We start from the raw sequence: 16,314 nt of genomic DNA on the forward strand, positions 1-16,314 counted from the left end.
CCCGATCTCATTGCATTAGATCTTTACCTCATAGGTTTGAGAGGATATTTGGAAACCCGGAGACGGGATATGCAACGCTTCAGGCGAGTCTCCGTAGCATGATACGAATCATGGCGATGTGAATGAACGCCTCCGAGGATTCGGGCAAGCGCTCGTAATCGACATTGAGGCGGCGACACCAATGGAGCCACCCATAGGTGCGCTCCACCACCCACCGTCGGGGTAACAGGACAAAGCCCTTGGCGGTTTTGGGGCGTAGCACCACCTCCAACACGATAGCCATCCAGTCAATCACGGTTTTGAAGAAGTGTTTGCCCGAAAATCCGCTATCGACCCAGATTAGGCTCAGACGAGGCAGACGTTGCCGCTCATCTTGGACGGTTTGAAGGAGTTGTTTAGCTCCTTCTCGCTCCGGGACACTGGCGGCGACCACCTTCACCGATATCAAAAGCCCCATCGTATCGACTAGGGTAAAACGCTTGCGACCCTTGATTTTCTGGCCCCCGTCATAGCCCACCGATTGGCTCACCATCACCGCACTGGGCACCGTCTGAGAGTCTAGGGCTCCGGCACTGGGGGTGGGAAATCGGTCTTCGGACACCCGCACCCAGTCCACCAAATGGTCATGCACCCGCTTCCAGGTGCCGTCGTGTTTCCATTGTCGAAAATAGTAGTAGACCGTGGAATAGGGCGGAAAGTCCTGGGGTAACAGCGACCAGGCACAGCCCGTCGCTAGGACATACAGAATGGCATTGACCACCGCGTATCGTATCGGTCAACCGTGCGAGGCCGTCCCGTGGCGTTTGGGCCAGGGAGCAACGGGACGAGTAGTTCCCACTGGTCATGGGTCAGGTGGCTGGAATAAGCTGATGGCATAGCTTCCACGAGGCTACAGTGATTGTTACTCTGAGCCTAATACCGAGGAAGCCTTTTCTGCGATTCGGGTCGCTGTGTGCTAATTGCTACTTTCCAAATATCCTCTAAACGTAGGCTGCTTAGGGCTGCCAATAAACACCCGCCCACCCAAACCCCGATAGTCCACAATCCAATATTCTGGGATGCCAAACAGGGCATATTCTTCCACTTTGCGGGCATAGTCCGTTTCCCAATTGGTGCTCACCACCTCCACCACCAGCTTTACCGAAGTGCCCAGGGTAATCACAGGTTCTCGTTCCCACAGCGGCTCATGGGCCAAGGCCAACTCGTCAAGCACCACTACATCTGGGCGGCGAGCCGTCGCAACATCTGCAAACGGGCGCAGCAGACAGGTGTGAGGAATCACCCACGGATGACCCTGGCGATCCATTTCAATGCTGAGCTGGCTGGCGGCGATTTTTCCGGCAGTGGTTTCGTGAGAGCCAGTGGGTGACCTCTCAATCAGTTCTCCGTCGGCCAGTTCGTAGCGGGGGTTATCGCCGTAGCGGGCGAGAAATTCGTCAACGCCAAGGATCAGCGACGATGAAGTCTGAGTCATGGAGAAGACTCCTGGAACTGAGCAGTCATAGAACGATTGTAGGAAATGGGGAGAGTTTGGACATCAGCAGCCCAATCGCAAAAGACGCAGACCAGAGAAATCCGATCTGCGCCTGAGCTTTGAGATGGCGGCATTAGCAGCTTTTCCGGCCCCCCTCTCCCTTGGGGAGAGGGGTTGGGGGTGAGGGCCAGCAATCTAGAACGTCCCCGCTAGAGCCTCCACGCAGCGGTCGCAAATCGTCGGGTCTTCGGCGGATTCGCCCACATGGGTAGAGTAATTCCAGCAGCGGTCGCACTTTTGGCCATCGGCATCCACCACGCCAACGCCCAGGGAGTCGGATTCGCTGCGGTACTTCAGCCCAGCTAGTGGCTCGGCGGAGTCCAGCACCTCCACCTGGGAGACCAGGAACAGGTAGCGCAGTTCATCGACGTGGTTATTCCCAGGGGCAACAGCATCGTCGGGGTTGAGGCTGATCAGCGTTTTTCGCAGGTCTGCATCGGCCACGTATAGCAGCACTTTAGCTTCTAGCGAAGAACCAATATCCTTGGCGGTACGGGCCTGTTCTAGGACTTTGTTCACTTCCTGGCGGATGGTGCGGAGTTGGCTCCAGCGGTCTACCAGGCTGGGTTGCGACCACTGGGGATCGAGCTTGACCCAGCCGGATTGGAACACGGATTTGTGCTCGGTGGGGTAGGGCAGATTTTGCCAGATGTCTTCGGCCATGTGGGAGAGCACTGGGGCAATGGCCTTGGCTAGGGCTTCAATGGCGACGGCCAGCACGGTTTGGCAACTGCGCCGCCGCTGGGAATCCGCCGCGCTGATGTACAGCCGATCCTTGGCCACATCGAGGTAGAAGTTGGACAGATCGACCACGCAGAAGTTCTGCACGGTTTGGAAGAAGCGGAAGAACTGGAAGGTCTCGAAGGCATCGGTGATGTCGGCGAACACCTCGGTCATGCGGTGCAGCATGTAGCGATCCAGTTCCGGCAGTTGGTCGTAGGGGACGGCATCCTTGGCGGGGTCGAAGTCGTGCAGGTTGCCCAGCAGGAACCGGGACGTATTGCGGATTTTGCGGTACACGTCCGCCATTTGCTTGAGGATGTTGCTGCCCAGGGGCACGTCGGAGGAATAATCCACCGAGGACACCCACAGCCGCAGCACATCGGCTCCGTAGGGCGGCTCCTGCTTCTGGTTTTTGCCGCCGTTGATCACCACGTAGGGATCGACCACGTTGCCCACGGACTTGCTCATCTTTCGGCCTTGCTCGTCTAGGGTGAAGCCGTGGGTCAGCACCGTTTTGTAGGGGGCGTGGCCATTCACCGCCACACTGGTGAGCAGGCTGCTCTGGAACCAGCCCCGGTGTTGGTCGGAGCCTTCTAGGTACATTTCCACGGGGTATTTTAGTTCTTCCCGCTGTTGGGCCACCGCCGCCCAGGAGGAGCCGGAATCGAACCACACATCCATGGTGTCGGTGCCCTTGCGGTAGGTATGCCCGTTGCTGCGGTAGGGTTCGGGCAGCAGATCAGACTCAGAAAGCTCCCACCAGGCATCAGACCCTTTTTCGGCAAAGAGGGCCTTGATATGGGCCAGGGTGTCGGCGTTGATCAGGGGTTCCCCGGTTTCCTCGTCGTAGAACACCGGAATCGGCACGCCCCAGGTGCGCTGACGGGAAATGCACCAGTCGGAACGGTCGGCCACCATGGCGGTGATCCGATTTTCCCCGGTGGCAGGAATCCACTGCACTTCCTGGATCGCCTTCAGTGCCTCGTCCCGGAAGCCCTCAACCGACGCAAACCACTGCTCGGTGGCGCGGTAGATGGTGGGCTTTTTGGTGCGCCAGTCGTAGGGATATTTGTGGACGTAGGGCTCATGCTTCAGCAGCGAACCCGCCTCTTCCAGGGCTTTGATCACCGCTGGGTTGGCATTCTTCAGCACGTTCAACCCGGCAAAGGGGCCAGCCTCTTCGGTCATGTCGCCCTTTTCATCCACCGGGCAAAGAATCGGCAACCCGTAGCGCTGACCCACCCGGAAGTCTTCGTCCCCGTGGCCGGGGGCGGTATGGACGAGTCCGGTACCAGATTCCGTGGTCACATAGTCGCCGCCGATCAGGATTGGGCTTTCCCGGTCGAACAGGGGATGACGATAGGTGGACTGCTCTAGCGCCGCCCCCTTGATTTCTGACTTGACGACCAGATCAGACCCCAACACCTGGGTCATGCGCTCCACTAGGTCTTTGGCGATGATCAGGTACTGGAACGGCTCGCCGGAGGCCACCTCCACCACGGCATAGGTGAGGTCGGCGTTCACCGCCACGCCCAGGTTGGCCGGAATTGTCCAGGGGGTCGTCGTCCAGATTGCCACGCCTAGCTGACTTAGGTAGGGTTCCAGGGCAGATCGGGCATCGGCAGACGCACTCACCATCGGGAAGGCGGCATAGATACTGGGGGAGGTGTGGCCTTCGGGATATTCCAGTTCCGCCTCCGCCAGGGCCGTTTGGGAACTGGGGCTCCAGTGGACGGATTTCAGCCCACGATAGATGTAACCCTTGAGGAACATCTGGCCAAACACTTCAATTTGCGCTGCTTCGTACTCTGGGGTGAGGGTTTTGTAGGGTTCATCCCAGTTGCCCCACACGCCGTAGCGCTTAAAGCCTTCCCGCTGCCGTTCGATGGTTTTGAGGGCAAAATCCCGCGCCTTGTAGCGTAGCTTGATGGGGGTAAGCTTGGCCCGCGCCTCGTCGTCCATCGCTTGCAGCACCTTTAGCTCGATGGGTAGACCGTGGCAGTCCCATCCGGGGACGTAGCGCACCTTGCGGCCCTTCAGCAGTTGGTACTTATTAATCGTGTCCTTCAGGATCTTGTTCAGGGCGTGGCCAATGTGCAGGTCGCCGTTGGCGTAGGGCGGCCCATCGTGCAGCACAAACACCTCACCGGGGTTTTGGGTAGACAGGGTTTCATAAATCTGTTCCGCCGCCCAAAAGGCTTGAATTTCCGGCTCGCGCTTCGTGGCGTTGGCCCGCATATCAAAGCGGGTTTGGGGCAGCAGAACGGTTTCTTTGTAGCTTTTAGGGTCTGTCACAGCCGCAGATTTAAAGATGAAGGACAAATCTTAACCATGATCGCAGATTTGGCCCCCGGAACATGTCTAGGATTAGCCAAACCTGTTCGGGGTATTTCTATACATTAGGCCAGGTTATGGGTAATTGCGGCGGCGAAATCCGCTGAGATAGGGCAAAATGGCGCTTCCCATTGGTCACGGTTGCTCCCTGCTGCACCGGGCCGTCTTGGCCATCGACTAGCCCCTGCACAACGGGTCAATGATCCATCGCCTAGGCTAGTCATCGGATCTAGCAAGGCGCTGATAGGCGGTAGCCAAGGCCGTAGCATCGCCCACGTTGCCAGGAAACAACACCACAGGCAGGTCAGGAAACTGGGGATGATCCGCCGGAGTTCGCACGACAGAAACCCCCGGCAAAATTTGGCCCAACAGCCGCGCCGTGGTCAGAGCAAGGCCCGTGCTAAGGGTGTCGTTGGAGGTGATGCCGCCCTTACTGATTAAGAATCCGATATCCAAGGGCAGTTTTTGAATCACGTCCATCAGCAAGCGGGAGACCTCCAGGCCAAAGTCTAGACGGGCTTGGACTGTGGCGAAGGTAAGTTCCTGACGGCTGGTGTAGACCACGGGGGTGAGACCGTCGCGGTGGGCGGTGGTGATCTGTTTGATCAGGTTGAACAGCAAGATTTCGCGGGCGTCTTCGTCGCTGTCGCGCAGTTCGGCCACATCCACCTCTAGCCCCACCACACCGGGAGCTTGCAGCAGATGCTCCAACTGTTCCGTAGTTTTTTTAACGTGGGAGCCTACAATAATTGCCCCCGGCTTGCCGTCTCGCACGTAGGAAGCCATGTGGTCGGCGTCGATGGGCTGGGGCGGCAGGGCAGCGAGGGCCGTGAGAATGCTGGCGGCACTGCGGAACAAAAACCGTTTCCCTTGGGCAGCGGCGGCAAGCAAATCCTGGGCAAAGCGATCCAGGTCGGCCTGCCCTTCGCCATCTACCACGCCGCAGACATTGCCCTTTAGGGCCATTAGCCGATCTAGGCAACCGCCGCGCACATCGGCCAGGGTAAAGCGCTCCACATCTTGGGCCACAATGCCGCCATCGGTCTTTTCGGCCACGTAGTCCGGTAGGTAGCTGGTGCTGTAGCCAAAGACGGAATCCTTGGCAAACTCGGTTTCGTGGACGGGCACGGGTTCGCCATTCACCATTAAATAGTGGCGACTGTCGCGGGTGATGCGGCCTCCCTCAAAAAAGGCAGGCACCAAAAAGTGAGCATCAAACGGCCCCAGTTCCGCCGCCATCACGTCGGTTTCGATGGGGTAGTGGCCGCGCAGGGTGGAATCAGAACGGCTGATCACCAAAAACTCCTGCACCCCCTCTAGGGCGATGGCCTGCTTCAGGTTTTGACACACCTCGCGGGTCACAGCCTCGGCGGCGGCGGGGCTGAGGGCGCGGGTGTTGGTCAGCACAAAGAAAATGGGGGACTCGTCCCGCAACCCCTGGCGCAGAGTCTCCACATCCCACCGCATCAACAATAGACAGCTATGTACTGTCTGGGATCCGGTGGGGTCGTCGTCTAGAACAATAATTTTGGGCTGAGCCATCACCGCTGGCCTCGATATGTGGGGAGCAAAAATAGCGAAAATGCATTAAATACTACTATCCCGCATTGGGGTATCCACCGCCAAGCCCGAAACACCTGGTTCAATTTAGGAAGTCATAGGGGGATCGCCCCCTGCCATTGGCGATCCCCATTCCCCCTACTCGTCCTTGGTCAAAACCGTTGGCAGCTTACGCGATGGATTGGCCCGCACCGAACTAATGACCGATCCCACCGCCCATAAGTCTGCTCCGTGCAGTAAGTGTAGGGCTTTATCCGAATGGCATCCCGAACTTGATCAAGCAGTGGCTTGGGTGAAGGATTCGATTGTGAATTTAGCAAAAATTCAATCTGGTAGACTGAAGGTGTTGATTAGGCTAAGTTGACCCATGGCTCTTGCGATTCCCTCGGGGACGGCACAGCCGAACGCCCAGCTAACACAACAAAAGCCGCTTAGCTTTGACGAATTCCTGACCCAGTCTGGTGGCGATAACCGTTATGAGTTGATTGATGGCGAGGTGTTTGACTTGGAACCAACAGGTCAGCATGAGGAAGTTGCCGCCTTCGTAACCACAAAAATTTGTGTCCAGATTGAGAGGACAGGTTTGCCTTGGTTTGTTCTTCAACGAGGACTATTGCGTCCCTCTAATGCAGGCATGACAGCGTTTCGACCTGATGTTGCCGTTGTTGATCGAGATGAATTGATTAAAGAACCATTTTGGTCTGAACAGTCAATTCTGACGCTAGGCCGTTCGATTAAATTTGTGGCAGAGGTTGTGAGTAGCAACTGGCAAAATGATTATGCTCGCAAGGTTGAAGACTATGCAGCTTTAGGTATCTCAGAGTATTGGATTGCTGACTACGCGGGGCTGGGGGGAACCCGACACATTGGGAAACCCAAACAGCCGACCCTTTCTATTTGTACGCTAGTGGATGGAGAGTATGAAATTCATCAGCTTCGAGGCAGCGAGATGATCGTCTCTCCAACCTTCCCAGAGTTGAGACTAACGGCTGAACAAGTTTTAAGGGCTCATAGGTAACGGCGGCATAACAACCCCAACGCAGCGGACGGTCAAAAACTGCTGGTGCTGAGTTCTAGATTATCTGCTACTGCTGATTTGAGCCGTTAGATAGTTTTAGGCAAATGGGTTCGTATCGCTCCGATTTTCAAAGGAATGACCAGGGGGGAATTGCCCAGCCTACGGTGCTGTCATGCCTGCCGTTCTAGCCAGCCGCGCATTTTGCCGGGGTTGAGTAGGCCGTAGGGATCCACCTGGGCCTTAAAGTTGACCTGGGTGTGATCTACCTGCTTCATGCCGCCATCTTCCAGTAAGTAGGTGTGGGGATTGGCGATAAACGCCCCGTTATCCTCGTGGTAGCGGATGATCTCGTTGAGGCGATCCTCGGTGGTGTAGCGCACTAATTGCAGTGCTGCCGGACACACCCGCCCCCCCACGCGCAGAAATTCCAGGTGCATCAACACCTCATCGCCAAAGTACCGATAGAAATGTTCGACGGACTTCAGATCCGCATCGTAGGGAAACAGCGTTTGTAAATAGGTGAGGCTGGGATCCACACTGCGGGCATGGAGGGTGGTGTGGTTCCAGGTAAATTCCACCAGCAGCGTTCCTTTACTGGCATCCTGGGCCGATTTTTGATAAGTCACCGTGCCGCCAAATTCCCGCACCAGTTCGCCAAACGCTTCCCAGGAAGACTCGGCCACCATGACAAAGGCCGCTGCCTTGCCCCCTGGAAGGTACGGCTGAAGTGCGCCAAAATAGCTCGGCACGGGCCATGCAAACACGGTGATCAGCTTTTTCATCAGTCCGTCCGATTCGCCCAACACCTGGCCAAATCGCGCCGCCGTCATAAAGTCGTCGAACACCACAATGGCCTCAGCCCAGGGGTAGGCTGGCCCTAGGGGAATTTCCAGCTCGGTGATGATGCCGTTGGTGCCGTAGGCGTGGTTCACCTGCTGCACCGCATCGCCCCGCAGTTCGATGACGCGAGGTTGATCCTCCATCGTCACCACCCGCACCGCATTCAGGTTGCCGCGATCCCGCAGTTGGCCGTAGGTAATTGACCCCATGCCGCCGCTGCCCCCGGCAATGAATCCGCCCATGGTGGCCGTCCGGTAGGTAGAAGGGGCCATCCGCAGTTCCCAGCCTGTTTCCCGCGCTGCCCGGTCAATGGCTGCAAGTTTAGCCCCTGGTTCTACACAGGCCACCCCCGGCTTTACCCACTTCACCTGGTTCATGGCGCTGAGATCCAGCACTACCCCACCCGCCAACGGGATGCATTGGCCATAGTTACCCGTGCCCGCCCCCCGCACCGTCAGCGGCACCCGCTCCACCACACAGCGCTGGGCCACCTGGATGACCTCGGCTTCATTCTTAGGGCGCACCACTAAATCGGCCCAATAGCCCGCCAACTGCTGCTGAAGCACGGGACTAAAGTGGTAGTAGTCCTTCGATAATTTCTCGACCTGCCCCGGCTCCCGCACCACCTCAATCTCACCGAAGGAACTGGCAAAGGTATCCCAGTTGATGGACGATGGAGCGCTGACGGTGGTCATAGGGCTGGCTTGATCAAAAACAACTCTTTTAGTGTAGGTAGCTTGATGATGAAACGCTAGAAAATACCGCTGCTATGGCCTATTTCCCTGAAGGTGCCGTAGCGCTTCCCAAGCCGCTTGTTTACGCGCATCTTTTTTGCTACGCCCTTGACCTATGCCACAGCATTGATCATTTACATACACTCCAATTTCAAAGGTTTTAGCATTGTCAGGACCAGTTGAGCTTAGTTCTCGATATTCGGGCAGTCCACCAAAATTAGCCTGCACAAATTCCTGAAAAGCACTCACTGGATCGCCAGGAGGCAACGACGTCACCTGATCTACTAGCGGACTAAAAATGACCTTGGCATAATCGTAAGCCGCCTGGATTCCAGCATCTAACCGATAGGCTCCTATCAACGCTTCAAAGGCATCAGATTGCACACTAGGATTATTGCGCTCATGCTGGGCACCATATCCCAATCGCAACAGGTCAGGTATTCCTAAATCCACCGCAATGGCCGCAAGCTGACGTTGATCAACGAGTTGATCACATCGCTTTGACATCTCGCCTTCATCCATATTGGGGTATTTTTCAAATAGCAAGTCTCGCGCCACAAATTCAATGACGCTGTCGCCTAGAAATTCGAGTCTTTCGTTGTCAGGCACTCCATGTTCCCTGGCATAGGAACTATGGGTGAGAGCTTGCTGAAGGAGTTTTTGGTTCTTAAATTCAGGTAGTTTCATAGTTCTTTTTCAAACGGTGATAGAAAGTCGTATCCTTGGTTAGTCTATCAAGACCAAGCCAAGGACAGGATGGTTTTCCCTAAGGCTATTTCTAGCTTGCTAAGGGCATTTTTTTTAAGGTCTTCGATGTAGACAATGCCCTTGGGTAGCAGTTGCCTTAACTGCTTGCTCATGTCGTTTCGTCGTCCAATGACGATAACCTTGATTCTCTGAGCCAGTAATTCTTTCACCAAGGGGGCAAAGTCTCCGTCATTCGTGGCCAGCACTAAAATACTAGGCGGGTGAGAAGCGCAAAGCTGCCTACAGTCAGCCATCATGAAGCGATCTAATCCATTTTTAGATCGATCCGCTACATCAAGGCATTGCCAACCCTGATTTTGTATCGTTTTTTGACGGTTAAGCTTCCACTTCCGCCAGTCATGGTAAGCCCACCGAATCGAGACGGTTCCAAAGGTTGAGGCAATCTTCAAGATAGCGTCGCCATTTTTCAGGAGATCAATATTTTGACCATCAACAGCTACAGCTACCGTAGAACAATTACGCTGAATTGAAATAACTTGAGCACTCATGATAGAGCCTCCTTAAAAGATAGAAGGAACGGCTCTACGCCCTTTTATTGTCAGAGATGACTGATAAAATTACTACCCTGATAAAGAGCCTTATTGTATTACTTTAAGACTCTTTATCAGAGCAACTATCTTTACATAGCCGCCTTATCCTTGCTAAATAGTTTTTGCTATGAGGCAAGGACAAGGCAGCTGTGTAAAACTAGCTGACCAGCAGCACTAAACGTTTTGGAACGCAGAACTTAAATCGAGATTAGCCCAGTTGACCTTGGGGCGTCAAGACCTAAAGCGTCATTTGTCGGCAAGATGGCATGGCCTTGCGAGAATTGCCGTACAATTATTAAGGAATATTTCAATCCTTGTGCCGTGACTGATACCCTCACCCGTCCTCGTCAGCAGACTGCTCCTTCATTGCCGCTCAAAACCCTGTGGGCCGATACGCTGACGGTGTTTTGGGGAGACTGGCTGGATTTACGGGTGCGGATTCCCCAGGTGGCGTCGTCGGGGTTGGTGTCGCCGCTGATTTATATTTTGGCCTTTGGCTTGGGGCTGGGCAGCGCCATCGATCAGGTGTCTACGCCGCCAGCGGGGGACAACTACTTGGAGTTCATTCTGCCGGGGATGGTGGCCCTGTCGTCGATGGTGATTAGCTTTGGCGGCACCACGTTTTCCATTTGTGGGGATCGGCTGTTCACCAAAACCTTTGAGGAAATGCTGCTGTACCCGGTGCATCCCCTGGCGCTGCACCTGGGCAAAATGTTGGCGGGGATTGTGCGCGGGATGATGACCGCGAGTTCTGTGATTTTGGTGGCGGTGCTGTTTACCGGGCGAATCTGGAGCTTTGTAAACCCCTTGTTTTTGCTGCTGGTAGTGCTGAATTGCGCGGTGTTTGCAGGGTTGGGGGTGATTGTGGGCCTGAATGTGAAGTCCTTAGAAAGTGTGGGGCTGTTCAATAACTTTTTGATTGTGCCCATGTCCTTCCTGGGCGGCACCTTTTTTGACCCCACCATGCTGCCTCCCGCCCTCAAGGCCATTGTTTACTTACTGCCGCTGACCTATACCACCATTGGTCTACGAGCCGCCGCCTACAAGCCCCTGACCGAGTTTCCGTGGTACGCCATCCCGGTTTTGATCGTCGTCGCGGTGGCCCTGGCTCTGGTGGGGGCTCAACAATTTTCTACCCAGCAGGACTAGTTGTTGTCTTCGTTCAGCCCATGAGCTAGCCCTCTTTCAGGTTCGGCCCTTGACCAGGCAATGGGCCAGGATTGGGGCCGTTAGCACTGGGCACAGGGGTATTTTCCACAGGCAAGAGGGCCGTGTCTTCCTGGGCGATGGCGATAGCCGTGGCCTCCGACGTTTCGGCAGGCACCAGTTGGGTGTCTCCAGGGGCAGAGATGGGGCTGGGCACCAAACCGCCAACGCCTCGGTACCAGGTTTGGTAGAGGTGGGCGATGGAGGCGCTAAATCCGTTGGGCAGATGTTGCAGGGCGTCTAGGGCCGCTTGGGCATTGGCATAGCGATCTCGAAAGTCGCTACGCACCATCTGATCCAGCACCTCGGCTAGGCCGCTAGAAACCCCTGGGGCGTAAGGTCGCCAGTGGATTTCATGGGTGCCAGCGCTGGTGCCAAGGGTTTGGGGATGAAGCCCTGTCAGAGCGCGGATCCCCATAATGCCAACGGCATAGACATCGCTGCTGAAACAGGGCTGGCCAGAGCGCTGTTCGGGAGGCATATAGCCCTGGGTGCCAATGCTGAGGGGAGGGCTAACCGTCCCAGGGGCAGTGGCGTCTTCGGAAATAGTACGCACCTGTTGCACCGCCCCAAAGTCGATCAGCACAATCTTGCCGTCTCGATGGCGACGGATGAGGTTAGACGGCTTAATATCCCGGTGAATGACCTGCTGGCGATGGATGAAAGACAAAATTTCCAGCACCTCTTGCAACAGCAGCAGTACCCGCGTCTCCGACCAGGGCTTACCCGCTTCAATTTGCCGACTGAGACGACTCCCCTCAATGTATTCTTGGGCCAAATACACCTGCTGATCTTCCTCAAAATGGGCCAGCAGCGTAGGGATTTGGGGATGGCTCCCCAGTTCGTAAAGCACCCGTGCTTCGTTATCAAACAACTGACGGGCCTGGAGCTGAGTTTCGGCAGTTTGGCCCTCCGGCATCCTAAACTGCTTTAGCACGCACCGAGGATGATTGGGCAGGTGCAAGTCCGCTGCTAAAAACGTGTGGCTAAAGCCCCCAGCGCTCAGCTGCCGCAGAAGTTGATAGCGCCCACCGAGGGGCTGATCACGCAGGGCATTCACCTCGTTGTCATCGCTAGGGCCGCCATAGGGATGACCGGGCTGGGCGGGCGGCGGCTCAGCGGCTGAAGAGGTAGGGCTGATACGGTTGGTAGTGCGACCCATATTGGCATATGCAGAATTTTCAGGAAATGGGTTGAGCTATCAACGGGGTTGCCCCAGCACTTAGGCTCACGCTCTGGACGCCGAGGGCAGCAGTGGTGGATAGCCTTGGACTTGACAGAACTTTACCTCAAAAAAGCCCGGTGTGTTGTGCTGAACCTACGGAAGCTGATCCAATCGATCAGGCCATTCTGCGCCTTTCTTTCGGTTCATCAGCCCTGCCCCAAAGGAGATCGTCTCGCCGCTCCACGGGAATCTGTTGAAGAATTAGGAAGCACCCATCTTGATGAATGATTTTCGGTGGCAAACTGGGAACACTAAGCCATAGGATCTGCTTGAGGAGTGCTATCAGGGAACGCGACACATTCTCTGGGATTAGGCGTGGAACTGTTCCCAGATCTGGATGGGCTATCCCCCCGCCGTTGGCATTATCTACCTAGGATGGTTGTTTCCATGCTCGAACTTGCAAAGATCCAGGCCCCCCTAGACGTGACCATCCTAGACCACTTGCCCGACGCCATCCTAGTGGTAGGGGCCAATGGCCAACTGCTCTTTGGTAATCACCAAGCTCACCTACTGCTATCGGGCTATTTGCCCAGTCTGTGGGATCTAGACAGCAATCACCAGTACCGCGTCCTAGACCGCTACCGTTGCCCCCTGTCCCTAGAGCAACTCCCCCTGCGGCGGGTGGTGGCAGGAGAGACGCTGGAGAACGAAGAACTGGTGCTGGTGCGGCGAGGGGCGGATCATCTGCTGTGGGTAGCCGTGAGCGGTGGCCCCGTGCCCATGGAGGAAGCAGCGGTGGGAATCCTCTCGGTGCGAAATATCTCGGCCTCTAAACAGCGGGAACATCGCCTGCACCACCAGGCTTACCACGATGCCCTAACTCAGCTCCCCAACCGATCTGCTCTGATTGACCGAGCCAATCACCTGCTGGCCCAGGGTCGAGAGGCCGACTCTATGGCGCTGCTGTTTATCGACCTAGATCGGTTCAAACAGGTTAACGACGCCCTAGGCCACCAGATCGGCAACCAACTCCTAGCCGAATTAGGCCAGCGGCTGCACCAGGCCATCCCCGTCAATGCCATGGCGGCTCGGCTGGGGGGGGATGAGTTTGCGGTTTTGGTAGAGCACCTAACCAACCTAACCGAAGCAACGGCCCTAGCAGAAACCCTGCGACATGCCCTCACCCAGCCCGTCCATCTCACTAACCACGTACTCCATGTGGATGCCAGTATTGGCGTTGCCCCTGGCCCTGCCGCCTACCGCCACGCCGAAGACTGGCTACGGGATGCCGACACAGCGATGTATCAGGTGAAAGATCTGCCAGACTGTCACTGGTGTCTTTTTGATGGATCCCTAGAGACCCAGTATAGCCTGCGCCTTCAGGCCGAAGCGTCCCTGCGCCAAGCCTTAGACCGGGGAGAACTCCGGCTTTACTACCAGCCTATTGTCACCATTAGCACCCAGGCCATTATTGGGTTTGAGGCTTTGGTGCGCTGGCAACATCCAGAACGGGGCCTGCTGCTGCCGGGGGAATTTATCGCTACCGCCGAGTCTAGCGGGCTGATTATTCCGCTCAGTTGGTGGGTGCTGGAGGAAGCGTGCCGCCAAATGCAGGTTTGGACGGAGACCTATCCCGGCATGGCCCATTTCACGGTTAGCGTGAATATGTCGAGCAAGCAGTTTTTCCAGAAAAACCTGGTGGCTAAGGTTCAAGAAATCTTGACCAAAACCGGGTTTGATCCCCATCGTCTGAAGCTGGAAATTACCGAGGGTGTTCTGATTGATCACTCAGACTCCATCATCGCCACCCTAGGGCGTGTCATCAATTGAGGTAAATTGGAAAGGCTATTGTTAACCTGATATACCCAACCATGACGACCCGCCGCCATGCCCTACGCGACGACCAATGGGAACGCATTCAGGATCTGCTGCCCGGTTCTAAAGGCTGGGTCGGCGTGACCGCCCAGGACAATCGCCGATTTGTGGAGGCGGTGCTGTATCGCTATCGGGCCGGCATCCCCTGGCGAGATTTGCCAGAGCGCTTTGGGCATTATCGCAAAGTCCATACCCGCTTCCGTCGCTGGGCGAAAACCGGAGTCTGGGAACGGCTCTTTCGCGCCTTAGCCAACGATGCCGATAACGAATACCAGATGATTGACAGCACTATCGTCCGCGCCCACCAGCACAGTGCTGGGGCAAAGGGGGGGATGCCAACGCTCAGTGCATCGGTCGCAGCAAAGGCGGATTAAGCACCAAAATCCATGCCACCTGCGATGCTTTGGGAAACCCGACGGGGCTTCATCTGACGCCCGGACAAGCCTGTGACCTCGATGGGGCAGATGTTCTGTTGGCCGATATTCCCACCGACACCGTGCTTGCCGATAAGGGCTATGACGCCGACAAACGGGTGATTGAGCCGCTCGAAGCCCAGGGCAAAACGGCGGTGATTCCGCCCAAACGCAACCGCAAGACACCCCGGGAGTATGACCGAGACTTGTACAAGGCCCGTCACCTGATTGAGAATTTCTTTGCCAAACTCAAACAATACCGAGCCATTGCCACCCGCTATGACAAGCTGGCCGAGACCTTTCTCAGCGCCATTTACATGGCGGCTTGCGTCATCTGGCTTATTTGATGACACGCCCTAGAACAACTGCGGGATCTGGGCATTCGCCTTGCCGTAGATGACTTTGGCACGGGGTATTCCTCCCTCAGCTATCTGCACCAGTTTCCCTTTGACTGCCTAAAAATTGATCGTTCGTTCATCGAAAACGCCGATCAAGACTTTGAGAAACTAGAAATTCTTCAGTCCGTCGTGCGCCTTGCCTGGAATTTGGGTTTGGACGTGGTAGCCGAAGGCGTAGAGACCCATCGCCACTATGCCCAACTGAAGGCGTTGCGCTGCGAATCGGGCCAGGGCTATCTATTCTCCAAACCCCTACCCCCCGATGCCGTTGAACAGGTGCTTCAGGAAGAACACAACCGCAGCCAAAACGAAGGGCAAGAGCCCGCGTAGTGGTCGCCGTTGAAAAAGCCCACTAGGGAGGCGGCAGACCAACCTGAGACAGGATATCTAGGGACTCCAAGGACAAGGCAATGCCAGGGGTGCGGTGATCCCCAGGGTAAAGCAGCACCCCCTAGCCGTTGACGGAGACCTTCACCCCAACCTCTTCCCGCTGCTTGGGAACCGGGGCCGAGAGGTGGGCCGGAATAGGCTGCATGGGGGCCATGGTGCGGACGGTTTCAGGGGCCTGGACGGCTGCCTGCTCAGCCACTTGGTCGTTCTGATCCACCGCCTGGGCTGCATCCGCCGCATCCATCTGATCACAAATGGCCTTTGCGAGGGTCATGGCGGCGTAGATGCCTGCGAGGTAGAGCACGAAGTCAAAGGCTCCGAAGTAAATCTGAAACATGGGCGATCTCCTCCCACTGGTATAGACGACGGCACAGAGGACTGAACAAACTAATTGGGCCGATATTATCTCAATTTTTTGACTTGTGCAGATTCAATCCAGGGGATGGGGCTCGTCTAAATGCTCGGAGGCGGCGTGGTAAAGGTCAAAAATGTGGTGGTCGGTGAGGCGATACACCACGGTGCGCCCCTGCTTTTGGCGGCTCACCAGGCGCAGACTGCGAAGGGTGCGTAACTGATGGGACACCGCCGATTCGCTCATGGCCACCACCGCCGCCAGTTCTCCCACGCGCCGTTCCCCTAGGGCCAGGGCAGACAAAATCCGCCAGCGGTTAGGATCCCCCAGACCACCAAAAAACTCGGCCATTCGCTCCGCTTTCTCCAGGCTCAGAATTTCTGGCACAGACTCAACCGAGGGCTGGGGAGAAGGGGAAGACATCGAGATTTCAAGGCAGGTTCACAACAACCCAAATTGTCCTACCAGAGGCGG

Annotated in this window: 14 protein-coding genes and 1 pseudogene; 5 read left to right on the forward strand and 10 right to left on the reverse strand. The window is 56.1% G+C overall.

Annotated features, from left to right (window positions below; all coding sequences use genetic code 11):
• Positions 1–79: 79 nt before the first annotated feature.
• From GFS31_RS11320 to GFS31_RS11335, 4 genes and pseudogenes are all read right to left on the reverse strand, one after another.
• Positions 80–876 (reverse strand): annotated as a pseudogene (locus tag GFS31_RS11320) (IS5 family transposase).
• 79 nt (positions 877–955) lie between these two features.
• A complete protein-coding gene (locus GFS31_RS11325; protein WP_198804932.1) occupies positions 956–1,474 on the reverse strand; it encodes a Uma2 family endonuclease in 519 nt (172 codons plus the stop codon).
• Positions 1,475–1,669: 195 nt separating this feature from the next.
• A complete protein-coding gene (gene ileS / locus GFS31_RS11330; RefSeq protein WP_198804933.1) occupies positions 1,670–4,552 on the reverse strand; it encodes an isoleucine--tRNA ligase in 2,883 nt (960 codons plus the stop codon).
• 255 nt (positions 4,553–4,807) lie between these two features.
• Entirely contained in the window at positions 4,808–6,133 is a 1,326-nt protein-coding gene (locus GFS31_RS11335) for a four-carbon acid sugar kinase family protein (RefSeq protein WP_198804934.1), read from the reverse strand.
• Between the two features lie 385 nt (positions 6,134–6,518).
• On the opposite strand from GFS31_RS11335, the gene GFS31_RS11340 reads away from it, so the two are divergent.
• Complete coding sequence (locus GFS31_RS11340; protein ID WP_198804935.1) at positions 6,519–7,169, forward strand: Uma2 family endonuclease; 651 nt, start codon at positions 6,519–6,521, stop codon at positions 7,167–7,169.
• Positions 7,170–7,339: 170 nt separating this feature from the next.
• Here GFS31_RS11340 and GFS31_RS11345 read toward each other — a convergent pair whose 3' ends face one another.
• The 3 genes from GFS31_RS11345 to GFS31_RS11355 form a co-directional block, all read right to left on the reverse strand.
• Entirely contained in the window at positions 7,340–8,704 is a 1,365-nt protein-coding gene (locus GFS31_RS11345; RefSeq protein ID WP_198804936.1) for an FAD-binding oxidoreductase, read from the reverse strand.
• 72 nt (positions 8,705–8,776) lie between these two features.
• On the reverse strand, positions 8,777–9,430 hold the full coding sequence (gene rnc / locus GFS31_RS11350; RefSeq protein ID WP_198804937.1) for a ribonuclease III: 654 nt from the start codon (positions 9,428–9,430) through the stop codon (positions 8,777–8,779).
• Between the two features lie 47 nt (positions 9,431–9,477).
• The gene (locus GFS31_RS11355; RefSeq protein WP_198804938.1) at positions 9,478–9,999 is read right to left on the reverse strand and encodes an NYN domain-containing protein; all 522 of its coding nucleotides are present in this window, start codon (positions 9,997–9,999) and stop codon (positions 9,478–9,480) included.
• Positions 10,000–10,362: 363 nt separating this feature from the next.
• Here GFS31_RS11355 and GFS31_RS11360 point away from each other — a divergent pair, with 363 nt between their 5' ends.
• Positions 10,363–11,190, forward strand: coding sequence for an ABC transporter permease (locus GFS31_RS11360; RefSeq protein ID WP_225907391.1), 828 nt, complete (start codon positions 10,363–10,365; stop codon positions 11,188–11,190).
• 25 nt (positions 11,191–11,215) lie between these two features.
• Here the strand turns inward: GFS31_RS11360 and GFS31_RS11365 are convergent, their stop codons facing one another.
• On the reverse strand, positions 11,216–12,409 hold the full coding sequence (locus GFS31_RS11365; protein WP_198804939.1) for a serine/threonine-protein kinase: 1,194 nt from the start codon (positions 12,407–12,409) through the stop codon (positions 11,216–11,218).
• Positions 12,410–12,859: 450 nt separating this feature from the next.
• On the opposite strand from GFS31_RS11365, the gene GFS31_RS11370 reads away from it, so the two are divergent.
• The 3 genes from GFS31_RS11370 (at position 12,860) to GFS31_RS11380 (ending at position 15,428) form a co-directional block, all read left to right on the forward strand.
• A complete protein-coding gene (locus GFS31_RS11370) occupies positions 12,860–14,242 on the forward strand; it encodes a putative bifunctional diguanylate cyclase/phosphodiesterase (protein WP_198804940.1) in 1,383 nt (460 codons plus the stop codon).
• Positions 14,243–14,283: 41 nt separating this feature from the next.
• A protein-coding gene (locus GFS31_RS11375) for an IS5 family transposase (RefSeq protein ID WP_410503851.1) occupies positions 14,284–15,047 on the forward strand; the annotation gives its coding sequence in 2 pieces (ribosomal slippage) (positions 14,284–14,619 and positions 14,622–15,047; 762 coding nt in all).
• Positions 15,048–15,065: 18 nt separating this feature from the next.
• Positions 15,066–15,428 carry an EAL domain-containing protein gene (locus GFS31_RS11380; RefSeq protein ID WP_198808176.1) on the forward strand — a complete coding sequence of 121 codons (363 nt, stop codon included), beginning with the start codon at positions 15,066–15,068 and terminating at the stop codon, positions 15,426–15,428.
• Between the two features lie 121 nt (positions 15,429–15,549).
• Here GFS31_RS11380 and GFS31_RS11385 read toward each other — a convergent pair whose 3' ends face one another.
• Both GFS31_RS11385 and GFS31_RS11390 read right to left on the reverse strand, forming a co-directional pair.
• A complete protein-coding gene (locus GFS31_RS11385; protein WP_198804941.1) occupies positions 15,550–15,825 on the reverse strand; it encodes a hypothetical protein in 276 nt (91 codons plus the stop codon).
• 93 nt (positions 15,826–15,918) lie between these two features.
• Positions 15,919–16,263 (reverse strand): ArsR/SmtB family transcription factor, encoded by a 345-nt coding sequence (locus GFS31_RS11390; protein ID WP_198804942.1) that lies wholly within the window; start codon positions 16,261–16,263, stop codon positions 15,919–15,921.
• Positions 16,264–16,314 lie beyond the last annotated feature (51 nt).

The sequence above is a fragment of the Leptolyngbya sp. BL0902 genome, assembly GCF_016403105.1.
GTDB lineage: Bacteria > Cyanobacteriota > Cyanobacteriia > Phormidesmidales > Phormidesmidaceae > Nodosilinea.

Coding starts and splice junctions, on each gene's coding strand:
- GFS31_RS11325 (WP_198804932.1), bottom strand. CDS start 1,474: ATGACTCAGACTTCATCGTCGCTGATCCTTGGCGTTGACGAATTTCTC.
- GFS31_RS11335 (WP_198804934.1), bottom strand. CDS start 6,133: ATGGCTCAGCCCAAAATTATTGTTCTAGACGACGACCCCACCGGATCC.
- GFS31_RS11340 (WP_198804935.1), top strand. CDS start 6,519: ATGGCTCTTGCGATTCCCTCGGGGACGGCACAGCCGAACGCCCAGCTA.
- GFS31_RS11345 (WP_198804936.1), bottom strand. CDS start 8,704: ATGACCACCGTCAGCGCTCCATCGTCCATCAACTGGGATACCTTTGCC.
- rnc (WP_198804937.1), bottom strand. CDS start 9,430: ATGAAACTACCTGAATTTAAGAACCAAAAACTCCTTCAGCAAGCTCTC.
- GFS31_RS11355 (WP_198804938.1), bottom strand. CDS start 9,999: ATGAGTGCTCAAGTTATTTCAATTCAGCGTAATTGTTCTACGGTAGCT.
- GFS31_RS11365 (WP_198804939.1), bottom strand. CDS start 12,409: ATGGGTCGCACTACCAACCGTATCAGCCCTACCTCTTCAGCCGCTGAG.
- GFS31_RS11370 (WP_198804940.1), top strand. CDS start 12,860: ATGCTCGAACTTGCAAAGATCCAGGCCCCCCTAGACGTGACCATCCTA.
- GFS31_RS11385 (WP_198804941.1), bottom strand. CDS start 15,825: ATGTTTCAGATTTACTTCGGAGCCTTTGACTTCGTGCTCTACCTCGCA.
- GFS31_RS11390 (WP_198804942.1), bottom strand. CDS start 16,263: ATGTCTTCCCCTTCTCCCCAGCCCTCGGTTGAGTCTGTGCCAGAAATT.